This is a genomic window from Geminocystis sp. CENA526 (assembly GCF_050753365.1).
In the GTDB taxonomy this organism is placed as follows: domain Bacteria; phylum Cyanobacteriota; class Cyanobacteriia; order Cyanobacteriales; family Cyanobacteriaceae; genus Geminocystis.
Map to the genome: position 1 here is coordinate 1 of NZ_JBLZFY010000076.1, position 20,062 is coordinate 20,062.

The 20,062-nt window shown below is 34.7% G+C and carries 23 protein-coding genes; 10 read left to right on the forward strand and 13 right to left on the reverse strand.

What is annotated here, in order from left to right; all coding sequences use genetic code 11:
- Positions 1-141 precede the first annotated feature (141 nt).
- Positions 142-912 (forward strand): sensor histidine kinase, encoded by a 771-nt coding sequence (locus ACN4EE_RS16665; RefSeq protein WP_431707588.1) that lies wholly within the window; start codon positions 142-144, stop codon positions 910-912.
- Here the strand turns inward: ACN4EE_RS16665 and ACN4EE_RS16670 are convergent.
- A complete protein-coding gene (locus ACN4EE_RS16670; RefSeq protein ID WP_431707589.1) occupies positions 872-1,345 on the reverse strand; it encodes a GNAT family N-acetyltransferase in 474 nt (157 codons plus the stop codon). The two genes, ACN4EE_RS16665 and ACN4EE_RS16670, sit on opposite strands and share 41 nt — an antisense overlap.
- Before the next feature lie 170 nt (positions 1,346-1,515).
- The gene (locus tag ACN4EE_RS16675; protein ID WP_431707590.1) at positions 1,516-2,460 is read right to left on the reverse strand and encodes an ABC transporter ATP-binding protein; all 945 of its coding nucleotides are present in this window, start codon (positions 2,458-2,460) and stop codon (positions 1,516-1,518) included.
- Between the two features lie 202 nt (positions 2,461-2,662).
- Between ACN4EE_RS16675 and ACN4EE_RS16680 the strand changes: the two genes are divergently transcribed.
- The 4 genes from ACN4EE_RS16680 (at position 2,663) to ACN4EE_RS16695 (ending at position 5,230) form a co-directional block, all read left to right on the forward strand.
- On the forward strand, positions 2,663-3,805 hold the full coding sequence (locus ACN4EE_RS16680; protein WP_431707591.1) for a hypothetical protein: 1,143 nt from the start codon (positions 2,663-2,665) through the stop codon (positions 3,803-3,805).
- Positions 3,806-3,941: 136 nt separating this feature from the next.
- Positions 3,942-4,346 carry a glycine cleavage system protein GcvH gene (gene gcvH / locus ACN4EE_RS16685; protein ID WP_431707592.1) on the forward strand — a complete coding sequence of 135 codons (405 nt, stop codon included), beginning with the start codon at positions 3,942-3,944 and terminating at the stop codon, positions 4,344-4,346.
- A 241-nt stretch (positions 4,347-4,587) separates the two neighbouring features.
- Positions 4,588-4,905 (forward strand): DUF433 domain-containing protein, encoded by a 318-nt coding sequence (locus ACN4EE_RS16690; protein ID WP_431707593.1) that lies wholly within the window; start codon positions 4,588-4,590, stop codon positions 4,903-4,905.
- Positions 4,895-5,230 carry a DUF5615 family PIN-like protein gene (locus ACN4EE_RS16695; protein ID WP_431707594.1) on the forward strand — a complete coding sequence of 112 codons (336 nt, stop codon included), beginning with the start codon at positions 4,895-4,897 and terminating at the stop codon, positions 5,228-5,230. Before ACN4EE_RS16690 ends, ACN4EE_RS16695 begins: the two co-directional genes overlap by 11 nt.
- Before the next feature lie 5 nt (positions 5,231-5,235).
- Here ACN4EE_RS16695 and ACN4EE_RS16700 read toward each other — a convergent pair whose 3' ends face one another.
- The 5 genes from ACN4EE_RS16700 to ACN4EE_RS16720 form a co-directional block, all read right to left on the reverse strand.
- Positions 5,236-5,475 (reverse strand): type II toxin-antitoxin system HicB family antitoxin, encoded by a 240-nt coding sequence (locus tag ACN4EE_RS16700; protein WP_431707595.1) that lies wholly within the window; start codon positions 5,473-5,475, stop codon positions 5,236-5,238.
- 4 nt (positions 5,476-5,479) lie between these two features.
- Positions 5,480-5,704, reverse strand: coding sequence for a hypothetical protein (locus ACN4EE_RS16705; RefSeq protein WP_431707596.1), 225 nt, complete (start codon positions 5,702-5,704; stop codon positions 5,480-5,482).
- 33 nt (positions 5,705-5,737) lie between these two features.
- On the reverse strand, positions 5,738-7,027 hold the full coding sequence (eno, locus tag ACN4EE_RS16710; protein ID WP_431707597.1) for a phosphopyruvate hydratase: 1,290 nt from the start codon (positions 7,025-7,027) through the stop codon (positions 5,738-5,740).
- A 32-nt stretch (positions 7,028-7,059) separates the two neighbouring features.
- Positions 7,060-7,809 (reverse strand): DUF3887 domain-containing protein, encoded by a 750-nt coding sequence (locus ACN4EE_RS16715; protein WP_431707598.1) that lies wholly within the window; start codon positions 7,807-7,809, stop codon positions 7,060-7,062.
- Positions 7,810-8,001: 192 nt separating this feature from the next.
- On the reverse strand, positions 8,002-8,319 hold the full coding sequence (locus tag ACN4EE_RS16720; protein WP_431707599.1) for a DUF6825 family protein: 318 nt from the start codon (positions 8,317-8,319) through the stop codon (positions 8,002-8,004).
- A gap of 151 nt (positions 8,320-8,470) precedes the next feature.
- On the opposite strand from ACN4EE_RS16720, the gene ACN4EE_RS16725 reads away from it, so the two are divergent.
- The 4 genes from ACN4EE_RS16725 (at position 8,471) to rsmH (ending at position 13,072) form a co-directional block, all read left to right on the forward strand.
- Positions 8,471-9,286, forward strand: coding sequence for a Cof-type HAD-IIB family hydrolase (locus ACN4EE_RS16725; RefSeq protein ID WP_431707600.1), 816 nt, complete (start codon positions 8,471-8,473; stop codon positions 9,284-9,286).
- A gap of 41 nt (positions 9,287-9,327) precedes the next feature.
- Positions 9,328-10,377 carry a 23S rRNA (adenine(2503)-C(2))-methyltransferase RlmN gene (gene rlmN / locus ACN4EE_RS16730; protein ID WP_431707601.1) on the forward strand — a complete coding sequence of 350 codons (1,050 nt, stop codon included), beginning with the start codon at positions 9,328-9,330 and terminating at the stop codon, positions 10,375-10,377.
- Positions 10,378-10,744: 367 nt separating this feature from the next.
- Positions 10,745-12,001 carry an acetylornithine transaminase gene (locus tag ACN4EE_RS16735; RefSeq protein ID WP_431707602.1) on the forward strand — a complete coding sequence of 419 codons (1,257 nt, stop codon included), beginning with the start codon at positions 10,745-10,747 and terminating at the stop codon, positions 11,999-12,001.
- A 201-nt stretch (positions 12,002-12,202) separates the two neighbouring features.
- A complete protein-coding gene (gene rsmH, locus ACN4EE_RS16740; RefSeq protein WP_431707603.1) occupies positions 12,203-13,072 on the forward strand; it encodes a 16S rRNA (cytosine(1402)-N(4))-methyltransferase RsmH in 870 nt (289 codons plus the stop codon).
- Positions 13,073-13,340: 268 nt separating this feature from the next.
- Here rsmH and truB read toward each other — a convergent pair whose 3' ends face one another.
- Together truB and ACN4EE_RS16750 are read right to left on the reverse strand one after the other, a co-directional pair.
- The gene (gene truB, locus ACN4EE_RS16745) at positions 13,341-14,237 is read right to left on the reverse strand and encodes a tRNA pseudouridine(55) synthase TruB (RefSeq protein ID WP_431707604.1); all 897 of its coding nucleotides are present in this window, start codon (positions 14,235-14,237) and stop codon (positions 13,341-13,343) included.
- 106 nt (positions 14,238-14,343) lie between these two features.
- Positions 14,344-15,540 (reverse strand): DNA double-strand break repair nuclease NurA, encoded by a 1,197-nt coding sequence (locus ACN4EE_RS16750; RefSeq protein WP_431707605.1) that lies wholly within the window; start codon positions 15,538-15,540, stop codon positions 14,344-14,346.
- 524 nt (positions 15,541-16,064) lie between these two features.
- On the opposite strand from ACN4EE_RS16750, the gene ACN4EE_RS16755 reads away from it, so the two are divergent.
- The gene (locus ACN4EE_RS16755; protein ID WP_431707606.1) at positions 16,065-16,568 is read left to right on the forward strand and encodes a DNA recombination-mediator protein A; all 504 of its coding nucleotides are present in this window, start codon (positions 16,065-16,067) and stop codon (positions 16,566-16,568) included.
- A 27-nt stretch (positions 16,569-16,595) separates the two neighbouring features.
- On the opposite strand, the gene ACN4EE_RS16760 is transcribed toward ACN4EE_RS16755, so the two are convergent.
- The 4 genes from ACN4EE_RS16760 to ACN4EE_RS16775 form a co-directional block, all read right to left on the reverse strand.
- On the reverse strand, positions 16,596-17,858 hold the full coding sequence (locus ACN4EE_RS16760) for a competence/damage-inducible protein A (RefSeq protein WP_431707607.1): 1,263 nt from the start codon (positions 17,856-17,858) through the stop codon (positions 16,596-16,598).
- 118 nt (positions 17,859-17,976) lie between these two features.
- On the reverse strand, positions 17,977-18,330 hold the full coding sequence (locus ACN4EE_RS16765; RefSeq protein ID WP_431707608.1) for a HepT-like ribonuclease domain-containing protein: 354 nt from the start codon (positions 18,328-18,330) through the stop codon (positions 17,977-17,979).
- Positions 18,314-18,643, reverse strand: a complete 330-nt coding sequence (locus ACN4EE_RS16770; protein ID WP_431707609.1) for a nucleotidyltransferase family protein — start codon at positions 18,641-18,643, stop codon at positions 18,314-18,316. Before ACN4EE_RS16770 ends, ACN4EE_RS16765 begins: the two co-directional genes overlap by 17 nt.
- A gap of 39 nt (positions 18,644-18,682) precedes the next feature.
- Positions 18,683-19,810, reverse strand: coding sequence for an esterase-like activity of phytase family protein (locus ACN4EE_RS16775; RefSeq protein ID WP_431707610.1), 1,128 nt, complete (start codon positions 19,808-19,810; stop codon positions 18,683-18,685).
- Between the last annotated feature and the right edge of the window lie 252 nt (positions 19,811-20,062).

Here is a 20,062-nt window from a genome sequence, read left to right on the forward strand (position 1 = left end):
CTCTTCCCCCTCTTCCCCCTCTTCCCCCTCTTATCTTCATCATTTTATCGTTCACTCAGTTAGAATTAAGAGTTGAGAGTGTAAAATTGATCAGGATAATTTTTAATGCTCATTATCCATAATGTTTCAATCTAATATTTTATGACCGATATAAACCATCTTGCTACTGAATTAAAAAATACTAAAATTGCCTATCAACAATCCCTGCAAAATAGTCGTTTCAAGGCAGGTTTCTTAGGTAGAATTGCCCATGAAATTCGATCACCCTTGAGTAGTTTAATGGGGTTACATCAATTAATTATCAATGATTTATGTGAAAGTAAGGAGGAAGAAAGAGAGTTTATCGAAGATGCCTATAATTATGCTAAAAAATTAATGGGTATTCTCGATCGATTAATTAGTGTATCTAAGTTAGAAGTAGGAAAACTGAGTTTAGAGTATCAAAAAGTGAATCTAGGGGAATTATTAACGGATATACAAGAAGTAATGACTTTACAAGCGGCTAATCGCAATTTGAAATTAACATTAGGAGACATGGATAAGGATATTATAGCCTCCGTTGACAGGGCAAGATTAACCGATGCGTTGCTATTTTTGTTAGAGGTAGTAATAGATTATGGTGAAACGGGAGAAATTCAGTTACATTGTGGCAAAGATAAAGAAAAACAACAGGCGATTATCACCATAGATTTTCCTTGTCAGCATCTGAGTATTAGTGAGGATATAGATTTAACTCAATCTCCTATTGAAGAATTAAAACAATTAAATAGTCTCCCACAACTTTCCAGTGGCATGAAAATTATGTTAGGGGAGTCATTATTAGAAACTATGGGAGGAAAGTTACTTTTAAATAGCAATGGAGAAGAAAATTTTACACGGTGGCAGTTACTTCTTCCCCTTGACATTCTTTAACAATATCATTGCTTGTGGGATAACGATTATATAAAACCATAGTGGTAGTGGTGTTTTCTTGAAAGCCAATTTTTTTGTAAAAGTTTTGTTGGTGAGTTGTTGTCAAATAAATTCTCTCTACTCTATTTAAGTGAGGATGACTAATGAGAGTTTCTACTAATTTACTGCCTAAGCCAAAACCTTGATAATCAGGATGAATCACTACATCCCAAATAGTAGCACGAAAAACTCCGTCAGAAGTTGCTCTCGCACAACCAATTAACCGTTGGTTATCCCATACAGTCACCACTGGATTACTATTTTCTATGGCTATGGCAATATCCTCCAGATTGCGGTTTTTAGCCCAAAAAGTGGTAACGTAGTATAATTCTTGTAATTGCACTAGATCGATCGAACTTTTATCGGTACAAAATTGGATATGGCTAAAATTCATTAATGTCACTCCATAGAAACAGTTATAAATTAATATAATCGATATTTTAGTTTTTAAGGAAAAACTTTTATTGATTCATAAAACGATTTGTTCGATCGAACAGTATCAATCTTAGCAAATTAATCCTTGAGGAATTAACAATTAAGAATTAATAAAAAACTTAGCAATTTTTATTGACTAGCGGTAATACCTCTTTCTTCTAGTTGACGAATAAAATATTCTTCGAGGGAATCACGACTTAAATTCATACTAATTAGTTTAGCGGATGTGCCTTGTAAATAGTTCACAAAACCGTCACTATTTTGTCTTAATTCACCACTGATAAAGTCATTTTCTCGTTTGATGTGGGTTAACCATTCCTGCAATTTCTCTTCTTCTCCTCCTTGTATCACTACATGATAACTTTCTTTTGTGCCTAAAATTTCGTCCAATGAACCGATGTTTAATAGCTCTCCTCGTGCTAAAATGGCAATTCGATCGCATATTTTCTCCACATCAGACAAGACATGGGAATTAAAAAAGATGGTCTTGCCTTGTTCTTTAAGAGATAGTATAATTTCTCTAACCTGATAACGTCCCATAGGGTCTAAACCAGACATGGGTTCGTCAAAAAAGACGATTTCTGGATCATTTATTAAGGCTTGTGCCATACCTACTCTTTGCATCATCCCTTTGGAATATTGTCTTAGTTGCTTTTTCTTGGCGGTATTTTTGGCTAAACCGACTAAATCTAATAGTTGGATAATTTTTTGGTTTTGTTGAGATTTGGGAATTTGAAACACATCGGCGATAAATCCTAAAAATTCCCATGCTGTCAAGAAATCATAATAATAGGCGTTTTCGGGGAGATAACCGACTCTTTGCTTAATGGTTTTATCTCCTAATGGTTTCCCTAATAATAAGGCTTTGCCAGAAGTGGGGCGAATTATGCCTAAGAGGGTTTTGAGGAGGGTGGTTTTTCCTGCGCCGTTGGGACCTAATAAGCCAAAAGTTTCTCCTTGATATACTTTCAGTGTACAATCTTTGAGGGAGGGAACTTTGGTATTCATCCAAAATCCTGTACGATAAATTTTACTTAATTGATAGGTTTCGACTACGGTTGCTTTATCGTTCATATTGGTTACAAATTATAGATCAAAACAAGAAAAAATAGTGAATAGGGAGATTGCTTCGTTACCTCGCAATGACAGAATGCTGTAGATTGCTTCGTACCTCGCAATGACAGAATGTCGTAGATTGTTTCTTACGTCGCAATGACAGAATACCGTTATTATTGCATGAGTCTTATTAATATTCTATTATTTATTATAATTAACTATGAAAAATGAGCCAATATTTATTTCTGTAATTCCTAATTTAATGGGAGGAGAAGGTCATATTATCCCTTATCATGTTTCTATTAATAAAGCTACAAAAATTTTAAATTGGCATCATGAAGTTATCTATTCTCCTGAAGAAAATTTACCGATTTTACCAGATAATTGGTATGGTGTATTAAGGGGAAATAAGTTGGAAAATGAGCTTAATATTTTTGATAAGTTAAAGGAAATTATTATTTTTTCTCGATCGATCTTCAGGTATTTTCAAGATAAGTTATCGCAACAAAAGTTAGATGATAAGGCTCGATCGAACATCATTTTTATTGAAAGATTTATTCATTTACAATTATTTTCTTTATGGTTAGCGGTGTTATTTTTACCGAAAAAAGATTTATATATTTGGGTTTTATATCGCCATAATTTTCATCAACATAAAACAAAGTTTTTCTATAAATTACTGAATAAATTACTAAAAAATAGCGTTAAAAAAAATCATTTTGCTTTATTTAGTGACAGTGAATTGTTAGCTAATTCTATGACTAAATATTTTGATGAACCTTTTACAGTGATGCCGATTCCGCATACAGATTTCGTGACAAAATCAGTCGATGATAACGATCGTATCATTTGTTGGTGGGCAGGTCCTCCGAGGGAAGAAAAAGGTTGGACTATCATCAAAAAAATGAGTGAATGTGTCACCCCTCTGGCGGATAAATTTACTTTGGTAACGGCGAAAAGTGCTAATGTGAGAATGGTTGACAAGGGTGTTAAGGTGATAATGACAGAGGATAATTTACCCCGTGAAGATTATGAATTTTGGTTATCAAAAACTGATATTATGTTAATTCCCTATGATTCGATCGCCTATCAAGAAAGAACATCAGGGGTTTTTACTGAATCTGTGATGGCTGGAAATATTCCAGTTACAAATAAAGATACATGGATGGCAAAGGAATTGTTAAAATTCGGTTTAGATAAGTTAATTATTGATTGGGATAATCCTGAACAAGTGTGGCAAAAAATTTATGATATTGTTCATTGTGAGCAAACAAAAACACAGTTAAAAATTATGCAAAAAGCCTATAGTGATTTTCATAATCTTGATAATTTTGCTCATCAGTTTAAAATTAATTTTTCCTAATTTAATCTAGTACTTAATACCTATTCTCGTCAAAAAAAATTTTTTATAATGTCTTAATTAATTGTTAATATTTTATTGTCAATATTCCATCGATAATGAATAATTAGAAATGGAACTATAAAAAAAGTTGTTAAATATGAGCTTAGAATATCCAGATGATTTAAGATACCTTGATTCTCATGAGTATGTTCGTTTAGACGGAGAAATTGCCACTATCGGTATTACTGGTTTTGCTATTGAAGAATTAGGCGATATTGTCTTTTTAGAATTACCTGAATTGGGAGATGCCATCGGCGTGGAGGATAATATTGGTACGGTGGAGTCTGTGAAAGCCGTTTCAGAAATTTACTCTCCTGTATCGGGAACTGTAATCGATCGAAATGAAATGTTAATCGAATCTCCCGAATCGATCGCAGATGATCCCTATGGGGAAGGTTGGTTAATCAAGGTAAGATTAGATGATCCCGATGACGAATTAGAAGATACTTTATCGGCGGAGGAGTATAAATCATTAGTCGAACCTGAAGAGGATTTCAGTTAAAAGGAAAGAGGAATTAAAGGATATAGTAGTCCTAAATCATTCGTGAGAAATTGAAAATAAATTCCCCCTTTGTTTAAGGGGGGTTAGGGGGGATCAAATTCTGACAATTCATATAGGAATGCTATCTTAGGGATTTATTTCTCAAGCAAAAATTAATCATAAGCCTTTGCAAAAGAAGGAAATATTGTCTTTTTTCTATCAAAAATGCTATGGTTAATAATATACTCATTAATCAGCAACTATGACAATTTCAGTTAGTTCAAAACACGTTGAAATTACTCCCGGTATTTGTGGTGGAAAACCTCGTATTGCTGGACACCGCATCAAAGTTCAAGACATTGTAATTTGGCATGAAAGAATGGGAATGTCTCCAGACGAAATCATTTATCATCATCCTAGCATTAGTTTAGCAGATGTTTATGGAGCTTTAAGTTATTATCATGATCATCGAGAAGAAATTAGACAACAAATAGAAGAAGGAGAAACTTTTGCACAACAATTACAAGGCAATAAACCATCTTTAATTGAAAAAATATTAAAGAGTGAAAATGTCAAATAAGATCAAATTTCATCTTGATGAAAATGTTAGTAATGCTATTGCTAATGGCTTAAGAATGCGGGGAATTAATGTAACCACATCCGTTGAAAAAGGATTAATTGGTGCATCAGATGAACAACAATTGGCTTTTTCCTTATCAGAAAAACGAGTTATTTTTACTTTTGATGATGATGTTTTGAGTTTAGCGTCCACTGGTATAAAACATTGTGGCATTATTTATACTCGTCAACAACGCCAGTCAATAGGTAAAATCATCAGTAATTTAATCTTAATTTGGGAATGTTTAGAACCAGAATATATGTATAACAATATTGAGTTTCTCTAACAATACTACTTTAGAAGAGTCTCATTCTTTTTCTTGCTACTAAAAGGTTGAGGAATGGTAAAACCCATCGTTTTTAAAGCATTAATCGTTTCTTGTAAAGCGTCAAAACCATTTTTGATGGCTTCTTCTGGAGTTTCACCGTCAGAAATACATTCATTGAAATCAGGAAAAGAAATTAAATAACCACCGCCTTCGTCTTCAGTTAATGGTTTTATTTCAAAAGGATATAAAAATAAATTATTCATAACTTTAATTCTCCACAAAATCGATGAATTTTTTAATATAAATTGGTTTAATGGGACGATGAGCAGGTATAGGTAATGTTTTCCCGTCACTTCTAACAAAAATCACATGAGAAGTACCTTTTTGTCTCCATTCTATACCATAAGTTTGGGCAACGATTTTGACGTTTTCAATCCGCCAATCATGGGGATTGAGTTTCATTTTTGCTAGAATTTTATCAGCTTTACTCATTACTCATTACTCATTACTCATTACTCATTGCTTTTAAAGAGGTCCTAAACCGACTTGAGGCGCATAAATCGATCGATCGCCGAGTTCGTGTTCAATGCGTAGTAAACGATTATATTTCGCTACTCTTTCACTACGACAGAGTGAACCTGTTTTAATTTGTCCCGCCCTAGTGGCTACGGCTAAATCAGCGATCGTAGTGTCTTCGGTTTCGCCCGATCGATGGCTAATAACAGAACGATAACCTTTACGGGTTGCCAATTCAATGGTTTGCATGGTTTCCGTTAAAGTACCAATTTGATTGAGTTTGATTAAAATAGCATTAGCAATACCTAAATCAATACCTTTTTGCAAACGAGTCATGTTAGTAACGAATAAATCATCACCCACTAACTGAATTTTTGAACCGAGTTTATCCGTGAGGAGTTTCCAGTTATCCCAATCGTCTTCGTGTAAAGCGTCTTCGATGGAAATAATGGGATATTTACCGACTAATTCCTCAATATAGTTGATAAATTCTACAGGAGAATGAGCCGAACCATCGTAGATATATTGTCCATCTTTGTAAAATTCACTAGCCGCCACATCCATAGCTAAAGCGACTTCACTACCTGCTTTGTAACCTGCCGTTTCGATCGCCTGAATAAGCAAGTCTAAAGCCTCTTGATTTGAACCTAAATTGGGAGCATATCCCCCTTCATCACCTACCCCAGAAAGGAGATTTTTGTCCTTTAAAACCTTGCTCAAACAAGCAAAAATTTCTGCACCCCAACGCAGTGCCTCAGAAAAAGTTTCTGCCCCTACAGGCATAATCATAAATTCCTGAAAGTCCACGTTATTATCCGCATGAGAACCACCATTGAGTACATTCATCATGGGTACGGGTAACACATTGGCTAAAGGACCACCTAAATAGCGATAAAGGGGTATTCCTAACTCTCCTGCTACGGCTTTGGCGTTGGCTAAAGAGACGGCTAAAATGGCATTTGCACCTAAATTCTTCTTATTAGGTGAACCATCAAGATTAATCATGGCGGTATCAACCCCTACTTGATCAAAGGCATCGAGATCGAGTAATGCAGGTTCGATTTTATCGAGGATATTGTCAACGGCTTTTAAGACACCTTTACCGCCGTATCGTTTCGGGTCTTCATCTCGTAATTCATGGGCTTCAAAACTACCAGTGGAAGCACCACTAGGCACTTGTGCCATACCCACTGAACCGCTACTCAAACGGACTTCTGCTTCTACGGTGGGTTTACCACGGGAATCTAAAATTTCCCTAGCGGTAATTTCTTCGATTAATATGGATTCTTGTTCTAACATTTCACCAACCTATATATATTTAACGTTATTCATTATTGAATGAAATCTACCCCTATGATACTCTTAGAATGATTAAAAATAATCAAGATTTCTTCTTCCCCTTGAGCAAACACTAAGGTCATCAAAACTACATCTGTATCATCGTTTCTAGTACCTCTCCTTACAGTAGTGTTTTTTATTTCTTTGAAATCACCTAGATTTTTTTTAAAACTATTCCATCTATCTTCTAATTGTTCACCGAAAATTTGTTCTTTGAGGAAAGGATGGAGATGGAGTCTGGCGGTGGCATAATTACCGTTATTGAGGTCATTAATAAAATCTGTGGCAATATCATCTATATCATCGGCGGTAGGAATATCGATACCAATAATTTCCTGTTGTTCATTAAAAATAACCATCCAATTTTCGGTTACTTTGTCAAACTCTACCCTAAAAACAGCTAAATCACTAGCAGGAGTAATAAATACTTTTGACTCTGTAATCCCTTTAAAATTACCATTTTTAGTACTGGTATTATTCCAAAATCTTTTGATGAGTTCGATCGAAATTTCTTCTTGAAGTTGAGGGGAAGCCATATCATAAACAGACTGGAATTTTTCTTCAAAGAAGAGGTTAAGAAATTCTTTTCCTTTTGTTTCAAGGATTGCAGTCTTATCTTGCTGAGTGTTTTGGGAAATCAACAGAGGATTTTCTGATTTTTCGGCATAACTAGAAGACTGATAAGCTAATCCTCCTAAAAATAAGGATAAGCAACTAACCGTAATAAATCTACTAATTTTCATAAAAACGAACTATTTAATTGGTTAAATGGGGTTATGTAAATAAATTTCCCCACTGAATTTTAACCTTTATTTGTTACTTATCCGCAAAAAATCATCTTGAACTGATTATTTAATAGACATCTTCAAAAATACAGGCAAGATGCCTGTTCTACGGTGGTAAAATTATAAATGTGGTCGAAGTCTAATTAATTGTTACTGTTTTTGGCGATAATTATTCAATTCTGCCTTTAAACGGGCAATTTCTGCCCTTAATTCGTCTAATAATTCCTGTAGATCGATCGAACTGTTGGCTTCCACAGTAATGGTAGTATTAGGATTAGAGGAATTTTGTTTAGTAGCCTCCGCCCTTTTTTTGACTTCTTCGGCAAATTCCTTTAGTCTTTCCCTAGTTTCAGCGTCAAACTTACCAATATCACTCAAAAGATTTGTTAAACTGTCTTCAACCTTTTCGGTGACAACTTCGGCAAAGGCTTTTCCAAAAATAAATGCTTCGTTTAGGGGATTACTCATTTGCAATATTTCTTAATGGTTTTGTACAGATTATAGCAATTCTTGAGAACTATAGTTAAATATAAAATTATCGATGAAGGTAGGAAAAAGGAAAGAGGGAAAAAGGAAAATTGTCATCAAATTAATTAACTAATAATTTTAAAATAAAAAAATGAATAATATAAAAGTATTAATATTAGATATTGATGGTACAATTTCAGGTAAATCTAATCACGTTAATCCTAGGGTAAAAAGTGCCATCGAAAGGGTAAAAAGTAGGGGGATAAAAGTAGGATTAGCTACGGGAAGAATGTATAGTTCAGCATTAATTTTTCATCAAGAAATAGAAGCAAACTTACCGATAATTGCTTATAACGGGGCTTGGATACAAAATCCAGAGGATTCACAAATGTTATTACATAAACCTGTTCATAAAGATATTGCTCAAAAATTATTAACTTATTTTAAAGAAAAACAAAGAAATAATAATGTAGAAATTCATCTTTATTTTGATGATAAATTATATGTAGAAAATATTACTAAAAATACTGAATATTATGTATCTCGATCGAGAACTCCAGCCCATTTAGTGGAAGATTTAAGCAATTTATTAAAAGATAATCCTACCAAAATTTTAGCCTCAAGTCTCGATTCTAATTTAATTTCTGCGATGTTAACGGAGTTAAAAAATATTTATGATGACGAAGAAATCTTCTTAACTCAATCTAATCCTATCTATTTAGAAGCCACTGATACTGGAGTAAATAAAGGTATGGCGGTGCAGTATTTAACAGAAAAAGTGTTAGGATTTTCTAGGGAAGAAGTAATGGCGATCGGCGATAATTTTAATGATTTAACTATGTTAAAATACGCAGGTTTTAGTGTCGCTATGGGAGACGCACCACAACAGGTGAAGGATATTGCTTCCACTGTCACCCTTGATGTGGAAAATGATGGCGTTGCTGATATAATCGATCGACTACTATAAGTAACAATTATTCATTATTTATTATTCACTATTCACTAACTATGGCAAGTCAAGAAGTTTTATTAGGAAAATCGTTACCTGAATTAACAAATTGGATTACACAACAAGGGCAACCTTCTTATCGAGGAAAACAGCTTTATCAATGGCTATATGAAAAAGGTGCTGATTCTTGGGAGGATATGACAGTTTTTCCTAAAAAATGGCGAGAAACTCAGGAAAATAATATCATAGGTCGATCGAGCATACATCATTATAGTACTGCTCCCGATGGAACTCGTAAATATTTATTAAAATTAGCCGATGGTTTAATTATCGAAGCCGTTGGTATTCCTACCAGTAAAAGATTAACAGTGTGTGTGTCTTCTCAAGTAGGTTGCATTATGGGTTGTGATTTTTGTGCCACTGGAAAAGGAGGTTTTACCCGTAATCTGAAAGCACATGAAATTATTGATCAAATTTTGACAGTACAAAAAGACTTTGAACAAAGGGTTTCTAATGTGGTATTTATGGGTATGGGTGAACCCTTATTAAATTTACCTGAAGTAATTAAAGCGGTTAAGTCTATTAATGAAAATATCGGCATCGGACAACGATCGATTACAATATCCACAGTAGGATTATCTCAAAAAATTTTAGAATTAGCACAACATAAATTACAAATAACCTTTGCCGTAAGTCTTCACGCATCCAATCAAGAAGTAAGAGAAAAATTGATACCTAGTGCGCATCATTATCCCTTGTCTCAACTGTTAAAAGAATGTCGAGAATACGTCAAAGTCACGGGAAGAAGGGTGACGTTTGAATATATTTTACTAGCTGAAGTTAATGATTTACCTCATCATGCCAAAGAATTAGCCCAACATTTGCGGGGTTTTCAAACTCATGTTAATCTTATACCTTATAATCCCATTTCCGAAGTTGACTATAAACGTCCATCGAAAGAAAGAGTCAACGATTTTGTTAATCGGTTAAAACAGGAAAACATCGCTGTCAGTGTGCGTTATTCTCGTGGTTTAGAAGCCGATGCCGCCTGTGGACAATTACGGGCTACTATAGATAAACGATCGAACCCTCTTGTCATTGCGAGGTAAGAAGCAATCTCTTTACTCCTTGACAAAAAGCTAAAAAGTAGAGTTACAATTATGTAAGAAAATTAAATAAAAATGGCTCTTCTACAGTAGCTATGCAAAATTAACAGAAAATAAAAGCTATAAACTTTATAGAATAAGCGTTCTTAAAACAGTTACTAATATTGGCAATTAGCGTTAAATCATTGGAAGAATTCGAGTACTAAACTATTCTTTACTCCCTACCCCCTCATCAAAATACTTTTTCACCTCTCCCACTGAATTGTCTGCATTTCTTTATATTCATCATCGAAAGGGATTGAATATGACAGAATAAAAGATAATTGTCAATCTAAAGCAATGTTTTAGATACAAAATTAGGAGTAAATTTGTGACTACAGCAACATTAGAACCCATCGTCAGTACTGGTTTCGATCGAGATACCTTTAATACTTATGTAATGAACACCTACGGTCGTTTTCCCATTACGATCGAAAAGGGTAAAGGTTGTAAACTATGGGATAGCGAAGGAAAAGAATATCTCGACTTTGTAGCTGGTATTGCGACTTGTACTCTTGGTCATGCTCATCCTGCCTTAGTAGAAGCCGTAACCAAACAAATTCAACAGTTACACCATATATCTAACTTTTACTATACAGAGCAACAAGGACAACTAGCAAAATGGATTGTTGAACATTCCTGTGCTGATAAAGTATTTTTCTGTAATTCTGGAGCAGAAGCCAACGAAGCTGCCATTAAATTGGTGCGTAAATACGCTCACACCGTGCTAGAGTTTTTAGAGCAACCCGTCATCTTAACCGCTAAATCTAGTTTTCATGGGCGCACTTTAGCCACTATAACCGCAACAGGACAACCTAAGTATCAAAAACACTTTCAGCCTCTTGTACCCGGTTTCGAGTATGTTCCCTATAATGATATTACCGCCATTGAAGAAGCTATTACCAACATTGACGAGGGCGATCGAAGAGTAGCGGCGATTATGATTGAGCCACTACAAGGAGAAGGCGGAGTCGTACCCGGTGATTTAGACTATTTTCTACGGTTACGCAAAATTTGTGATGATACGGGTATCCTTTTAGTGTTTGATGAAGTGCAAACAGGGGTGGGTAGAACTGGTAAAATGTGGGGGCATGAAAATTTAGGGGTTGAGCCTGATATTTTCACCTCCGCTAAAGGTTTAGCCGGGGGTATTCCCATTGGTGCGATGATGTGTAAGGCTTCCTGTGACGTTTTTGAACCGGGTAATCATGCCAGTACTTTTGGCGGTAATCCCTTCGTTTGTGCCGCCGCTTTAGCGGTATTACAGACGATCGAAAAGGAGAATATCTTACAAAATGTTCAAGCCAGAGGAGAGCAATTACGCACTAAATTACGAGCTATTGCATCTAAATATCCTAATCTATTTTCTGATGTGAGGGGATGGGGTTTAATCAACGGTATTGAAATTAAAGCCGATGTGGACTTAACTTCTGTGGATATTGTCAAAAAAGCGATGGAAAATGGCTTATTATTAGCACCTGCTGGTCCTAAAGTATTGCGCTTTGTACCACCTCTTATTGTATCATCTGAAGAAGTCGATCAAGCTGGAGAAATTTTAGAAAGTACGATCGAATCCTTGATAAAATAAAAATGTTGTTTTAAGTCGATGGTTGGTGACTTGCATTAAGCGTAAATGTCCTAGTCGAACCATAACCATCGAACTATTAATTTTTGAAAATAACGAAAACTCTTACTTATTCCCTATTTTCTCTGTTAATAGTAAACTTAGATACGAACGAGCTTATTAGGTATTTCCCTATTCTCTAGCTCAATTTATCATAAATAATTTATGTCAGAAAAAGAAATAAATTTTTTTCACGAATCAGTTTTACCCCAAGAAATTATTGAGTATTTAAACATAGTTAAAAATGGTCATTATTTAGATGTAACTTTAGGAGCAGGTGGTCATACTAATCTGATATTATCCCATAATGATACGGTAAAAGTCACGGCGATCGATCGAGATATGGAAGCCCTAAATTTTGCTCAAGAAAAATTCAAAGATTATAAAGAAAGAATCTGTTTTTGGCATGGTAATTTTGCCGATTATCAACCCATAAATATCCAATTTGATGGCATTATAGCAGACTTGGGAGTCAGTTCACCTCAATTAGACCAAGGGGAAAGGGGTTTTAGTTTCCGCCATGACGGAGATTTAGATATGCGTATGGATAGAAGTCAATCTTTGATGGCAAAAGATATTGTTAATCGTTGGCAAGAAAAACCCCTCGCAGATTTGATTTATCTTTATGGAGAGGAAAGATTATCTCGCCGTATCGCTAAAGCCATTATCGAAAATCGTCCTTTTTCTACTACTTTAGAGTTAGCTAATGTTATCGCTTCTTGTGTACCCCATAAATATCGTTATGGTAAAATACATCCTGCCACTCGTACTTTTCAGGCTTTGAGAATTAAGGTAAATGAGGAGTTAGCTTCCTTAGAGAAGTTTTTGCAATGCGCTCCAAGTTGGTTAAAACCAGAGGGCACAATTGCGGTTATTAGTTTTCATAGTTTAGAAGATCGTATCGTCAAAAATCAATTTCGAGATCATCCTTTACTTAAAATTGTCACAAAAAAACCCATTATCCCTAGTATAGAAGAACAAAGATTAAATGCAAGGTCTCGATCGGCAAAATTAAGAGTAGCGATAAGAAATTAAGTAGGGTTGCTGAAAAAGTATTTTGATGAAGAGAGGGAAGAGGGAAGAGGGAAAAGGGAAAAGGGAAGAGTGAATAAATGACAAAAATCAAGGTTTTGAGGCTTTGTTTAACTTATGATTACAAAGTTGTTTTAAATAAAATTTAGTCTAAAGTACAGTTTTGAGTAAAAATTGTGAAAATTGAATACTTTTCAGTTGATGTAGTATGTCCAAACCGTTGATTTTAATAGTCTTCTGATTTATTCAGCAAACCCTAAGTAAATCCTGTTTATTTGCTAGGGATTTTGAGTACAATTTTAGGCTTGATTATTTTTACCGTGTCATTAATGATTAATTCACTGATGCCCATAAATTCAGAATTATGATTATAAGTTCGATAAATTGGCTCTAAATAGTCTCCTTCAACGATAATTTTTTGTCCTAAATCCCATCTATTACTTTCTTCTTCTCCTAAATAAATATCAGGTAAATGTTGTAAAGGATAATCAAGATTAATTAACTGAAAATTACCATTATTTTTAAGTTCTATAATATCTTCAAAAGTATAACTATTTTCTATTCCCATACCACAGCTAAGAGTTCTATTTAATAAAGCTAAAGTCGCTCCTGTACCTATTTTTTCTCCTAAGTCTCGTGCGATCGATCTAATATAAGTACCACCGCCACAATGAATATTTATCGTTAACTCAGGAAATTCTCCTTTTTGCCAATTTAAAACCTCAATATTAGTAACAATAACTTGTCTTTTAGGTATATCAATTACTTCTCCTTTTCGAGCTAATTCATAGAGTTTTTTTCCATCTTTTTTGATAGCACTATAAGCAGGAGGATATTGTTCTATTTCTCCAATAAAATCTTGTAAATAAGGGGTAATTTTTTCTAAAGTTAAATCAAACGCAGATTGTTGACTAATAATCTCACCCTCTAAATCATCGGTAGCAGTGACGATACCAAATTTGATAGTGGCTTGGTAAGCCTTTTGAGTCGGTAAAAATTGCAATAAACGGGTTGCTTTCCCTACGGCAATGGGTAAAACTCCCGTAGCTAATGGATCTAATGTACCACCATGACCAATTTTTTTAGTGTTAAAAATCCTTCTTAATTTAGCAACGCAATCGTGGGAGGTGAAATGTTGAGGTTTATTGAGGTTAAGAAAACCATCCATGAGTGATGAGTAATGAGTAATGAGTAATGAGTAATGAGTAATGAGTAATGAGTAATGAGTAGTTAATTCTACTTGTCCACCTGTCCACTTGTCTCCATTCTAATTATTACGCAATACTACCTCTTTTTCGGGCTTCTTTATAGGATGTGCCAACATTTCTTAATCCAGCTTTAATCATTTGTTCTTCTAGTAGTGCAAAAAAGCGACTTCGATCGATACCCTTAACCACCGCCAAATTATGGGCTTCAGCCAAAGCAACGGGATAACCAAAACCCTTATCAACTTGAGTTAGGGTAATACTTAAAGCCTGATTTAACAACGAGGAATCTTGTGCTACCCATTCAGGAAATTCTACCCTAGCCACTTCCGTACCGACATGAAGATAACAAAAGTAAATCCGTTGTTTTTCATGGTAGGTATCTAAAATACGGGAGTTACTGCGAAAAATGGCACTTCTTTGACGAGGCTTTAATATACTACTCCATAAAGTAGCATCCCGTAAAGGTTCAACTTTTTGACAAGGAGTTTTGTCAATTATATCATTGCAGTGAACCACACAGTTAGGATGAGGGTGAGGACAAGCAGGAAAACGTAAAAAGTTAATGGCTTCCATACTGCGAGAAGCACTAACATAACCCACAACGGGGATATTGGTTGCTTGTAATTGTTGCCATGATTGTAAAATGGGGTTTAAGATTTGTTCTCGTGCTTCTAAGGGTAGAGTATCTAAAAACCAGTATATGAGAGAACCATCGGTCATGGCTAAATTAGGGATGTTAAAATGTGCCCCCGGTGGTTTAACCCATGTACAAGCCATTTCTGCTAACACTTCTGCCTCCGCAACGGTGCGTTTATAACTCATCCATTCTTCGGTACGAATACCCCATTTACGGGAAGCGTATAAGTCCTCATTTTTATAGTAAATCTCTGGAAGGGTATCCAATAAAGGATGTAAATTTTGTCCATAGTGCAACATAATCCGCCCGATATTAATAAGATAACAGTAGGCTATTTCGTGGTGAGAAGGGGCAATTTGTGAGCCGTCAGCAGAAAATACGCTATGACTGACGGGAGCAGATTCTATATCAATACAAGTGGTAATCGGTTCGATAGGAGTGGCAGGAGTAAAAATGAGTCGATCGAGCCATTCCTCTTGAGTTTTAATAAGGGTATCCTGATTTTTTTGTATGGTTTGCAATAGAGATTGAGCTAATTTTAGTCTTTCGATACTAGCTAAAGCCTCTTTTTGCATCTGTTGCCCCATATTAGGGATTTGTCGAGCTAATTTTCCTAAATCAAGCATATTTTCTCAAATAAATGTAGGGTGGGCATTGCCCATTAAAGATAAGTAAAATCTAATAGACTTCAACCATAATGGATAAAACAAAAGTTGAAATCTTGACTAGGAGACAATTAAAAGTCTATTCGATCGAACTCTAATAAGCTAAAACCCATTTAACTTAAAATTTTGATTAACAAGGGGTTTAAACTCCCTTGCCCATGACTGAAAATTATTCCCTTTTCCCTTCCATCACCAGTTAATTTCTGTCGTACTTCTATTGTGAGACTTTATTCAACATTTGAGCCAAGATATTGATTCTATGATACTATGTATGGTGAACCTACGAAACGTGGGATTGAGGAAAAGAAATTTAATAGCTTATGTAGTTTATTTAGTTTCTGTTTCTAAACATATCAAAAGCAAGAGACGTTGGCGACAACATATTTACTACTCTCAGTAAAGAGCATTTCTTTGGGTAGTCACCTCACTTGTAATCCCCGATTCAAGATGGGTAGTTCACTTTAATATTTAAGGATAAATAGTCTTTGACTCAATCACTAGAAATTCCTAAACTTGATACTTTGGCGCAAGAATTAGCGGCTATTCAGCAAACAGGCTCGAAAAAAATAGCTCTATTAGGTTCTCGCCATGTTCCTATTACTCATCAACATTTAATCGAAATGATGAGTTATGCCCTTGTGTTAGAAGGCAATCGAATCATTACTTCTGGTTCGGCTGGTACTAATTCCGCCGCCATTAGAGGAGCAATGAGGGCGAATCCTAATCTATTGACGGTTATTCTTCCTCAAAGTCTTCATCGTCAACCTAGAGAGTCTCAAGATCAATTACAACAGGTTATTCACCTAGTGGAGAATCCTGATAATGATCATCTTTCTTTAGGTGAGGCTAGTGCTATTTGTAATCGAGATATTATTTCTCGCTGTCAACAGTTAATTTGTTTTGCTTTCCATGATAGTCAGACTTTGATGCAAACCTGCGAAGAAGCTGACGAACAACGAAAATTAGTCACTCGATTTTATTTTGATTAACAACAAATTCATGAATTGGGGCGAAGATTATTCGCCCTTGTCATGTTGTAACAATTCTCGGCGTAATTTGTCTAAAGCATAACAACTGCTTAGGTATCTGATGGCTTCTCGTCCTCGTGAGTCTCCTAGACGTAGTTCATAACTTTCTACTTGTTTATCGGGGTCTGCGATCGCAATGTAAACTAAACCCACGGGTTTTGTCTGTGTGCCTCCCCCCGGTCCTGCTATGCCTGTAATAGAAATACTCCAATCGGTGTTAAATTTATGTTGCACACCTTTTGCCATTTGTCGTGCCACGATCGGCGACACTGCCCCATATTCCTGTAAAAAGGTTTCAGATACTTCTAATTGCTCAATTTTTACCTGATTACTGTAAGCAATGACTCCTCCCATAAAATAACTCGAACTTCCTGCCACTTCCGTTATCATTGCCCCTAATCCGCCTCCAGTACAAGATTCCGCTACGCTGAGGGTTTGCCCTTTATCGTGTAATAATTTCCCTACTATGGAGGCGAGGGTATCGTCATCATAACCAAAATAGTCTTCCCCTGCGATCGATTCTATTTCCTTGGCTATGGGTAAAATTAACTTTTCAGCGATTTCTTGATTCTTCGCTTTAGCAGAAACCCTTAATTTTACTTCTCCCATAGAGGCGTAAGGGGCAACGGTAGGGTTACTAAGGGAAAAGAGATGATAGACTTTTTCAGCCAGAGCGGATTCTCCAATACCCCGAAAACGCATCATACGACTGTAAATAATATCTTTACCCCAACCGAGACTTTTTAGATAAGGGATAGCAGTATCACGCCACATTTGTTTCATTTCTGAAGGCACACCGGGGAAAGTGAGAATGGTTAAATGGGGTTTAGGTTGCCATATCATACCGGGGGCTGTACCTGTCAAATTAGGTAATATTTGCGCTCCTTGGGGAATAAGAGCCTGTTTTTTGTTATTAGGAGTCATTTCTCGCCCTCTTTGGGCAAATTTATGGCTTATATCTTCAATAATCTCTGGTTTTTCTTCTAGGGGTGTGTGAAAAAAAGAGGCGATAGCTTCTGTAGTTAAGTCGTCGGGAGTTGGTCCTAAACCCCCTGTAAAAATGAGGATTTGAGAACGTTGAGAAGCGATTTTGATTACTTCTTGCACTCGATCGAGATTATCTCCCACAACGCTCTGATAGTAGTGAGGAATACCTAAATTAGCCAATTCTTGAGCTAAAAATTGAGCGTTACTGTTAAGAATATCTCCCAATAATAATTCTGTGCCGATACAAATAATTTCTGCTGTCATGGTAAATAGTTAATAGTTAATAATTAATAGTGAATAGTGAATAGTTGTTAATTTGACTTTCTTTCTGTCATTGCGAGGTACGAAGCAATAGTCAAGCAATCTTTTAAAATACACTTTTCTATTTTATGTCTAAATTTTCTGTTTCTTGAATAGCTTTGATACATTGCTGTAATGTAATAAAATCATTTTTGATAGTGTTCCATAAAATGTCATCATCAATACTAAAATAAGTATGAACAATAATATTTCTTAATCCGATAATACTTCGCCAATCAATATAGGGATATTTAATCCTAATGGTGTCAGGAATATTTTTAGTGGCTTCCCCTATAATTTGAAGATTACGAATTACAGCATCGTAAATTAATTCATTGTCTAAAAATTCTCTTTGATTTACATTTTTGATATATTTATTAATTTTATTTATGGAATTATTAATATCTTCAAGGTATAGTTTAAGGGTTCTGGACATAGACAGCTTCTGCTAAAATTGATTCTTTAATTATAGCTTTAATAGATTTAATAGTTACTAAATCAACAGGTTTATTAAATAATTCTTCTAGGTAAAATTTTAAGTTCATATACATACTCAAGGTGGGTGGTTTATTAAACTCCACTAAAAAATCTAAATCGCTATTTTCCTTCGCTTCATTTCTAGCCGTTGAACCAAACAAAGCAAGGGTTTTTATCTGATATTTATTAAAGAGATTTTTTTGTGCTTTTATTACTTCTATTACTTTCTCTTTATTTAGTATTTGCTCTTTTTCTCTCAAGGTATTTATCATCACTTTTACCCCTATTTTTTTGATAATTTACTTTGTTAATTAAATTAATTTGAACAGTAAAAATTGATTTTTTTGTTTGCCATTTTTACTAAAATTATTATCACTAACCATGATTAAACTTTGACTACCATCCGCTAAACGAGGACCAAATGTAAAGCCTTCTATATTATCTAATTTTATGCCTAATTTTTGCAAATCTAAGACTAATTTTTTGCGAATAGGAGTGATATTATCAATGTTTCCTGTTAAGGTTTTTTGGTTAGAAATATCTGTGGCATTTCCCATCACTAATTGAAAAATTTTGACTCCATATCCTCTTAATCCTAATGTTCTTTCTAAACTTAGTAAATAACCTTCTTGGGGGAGTGCCAACAATTCGGAAAGTCCGTTATATAATACTCCTAATGAGGGATTATCTATTAAGTATAAATGTTCTCCTACTAAAACGGGATCACCGAAAGGGTTAATTACATAGTGCATTAGTCTCGATCGTAACACGGTTTCGGGGTTTTTGAGATCGGTATCTTGTACTAAAGCGGATTCTGTAGCGGTAAAAAGTCTAAAAGGGTCTTGAGCCATTGTACCATTAGCTTTGATGGTTAAGGACTCGAATCCTAAGTTATTTTCGATACCTTTTTTTTCTTCTGCTACGGGAATATATCTATCTGGTATTCTCACTGAACTTTTAAAGTTTCCTTCTAAGTCATATTCTTTAATAAAAGGGGGAGTATTGGTTTTATAAACTCCTTCACTGGCGATAAATACACTATTTCTTGGACTAAAAGCAATGGCTTCTGTATCGGTTGTATTAGAGAGATAAATTTCTCCTTTTTCATCCTTTAAAAAAGTGACATTTTTAATATCGATATTGTTTATTTTATCATTATTTATTTGTATATCTAAAGTATAAAAACGAGCAGGAGAAAAGTAGGCTCTATCATCAGAAATGGCATAAAAGAGATTTTTTTCAGGGTTATAGGTGATCCCAGATAAACCACCAATGACAGTATTTTCAAAGGTAGAATCTTTTAACTCAAATTCTCCTAAAAATTCCATTTTTAAGTCTAAAAAAACTCTATTTTCAGCTAAAACTGCTAAATTATTTACTCCAAAAACTAACAGAAAACTTAAGATAATAACCCCTAAAAAGTTTTTTATATTTTTCATTCTTTATCACAATTTAATTTTATTTTAAAATTGATTATAACCTCAGTGAGAGATAAAATTTAGACTAAATCGATCGAAATCATAAAAAGATTTTGTTAAAAATTATGGCTCTTCAACAGTAGTTATGCCAAATTAATAGAAAATAATTAATATAAACTTTATCACCTATAGCTTTAATTATTTTAAAAATGCAATTGTTATAAATTAACAGTTTGAATTTAATCTAATACCTGCTACCCAATACCTGATACC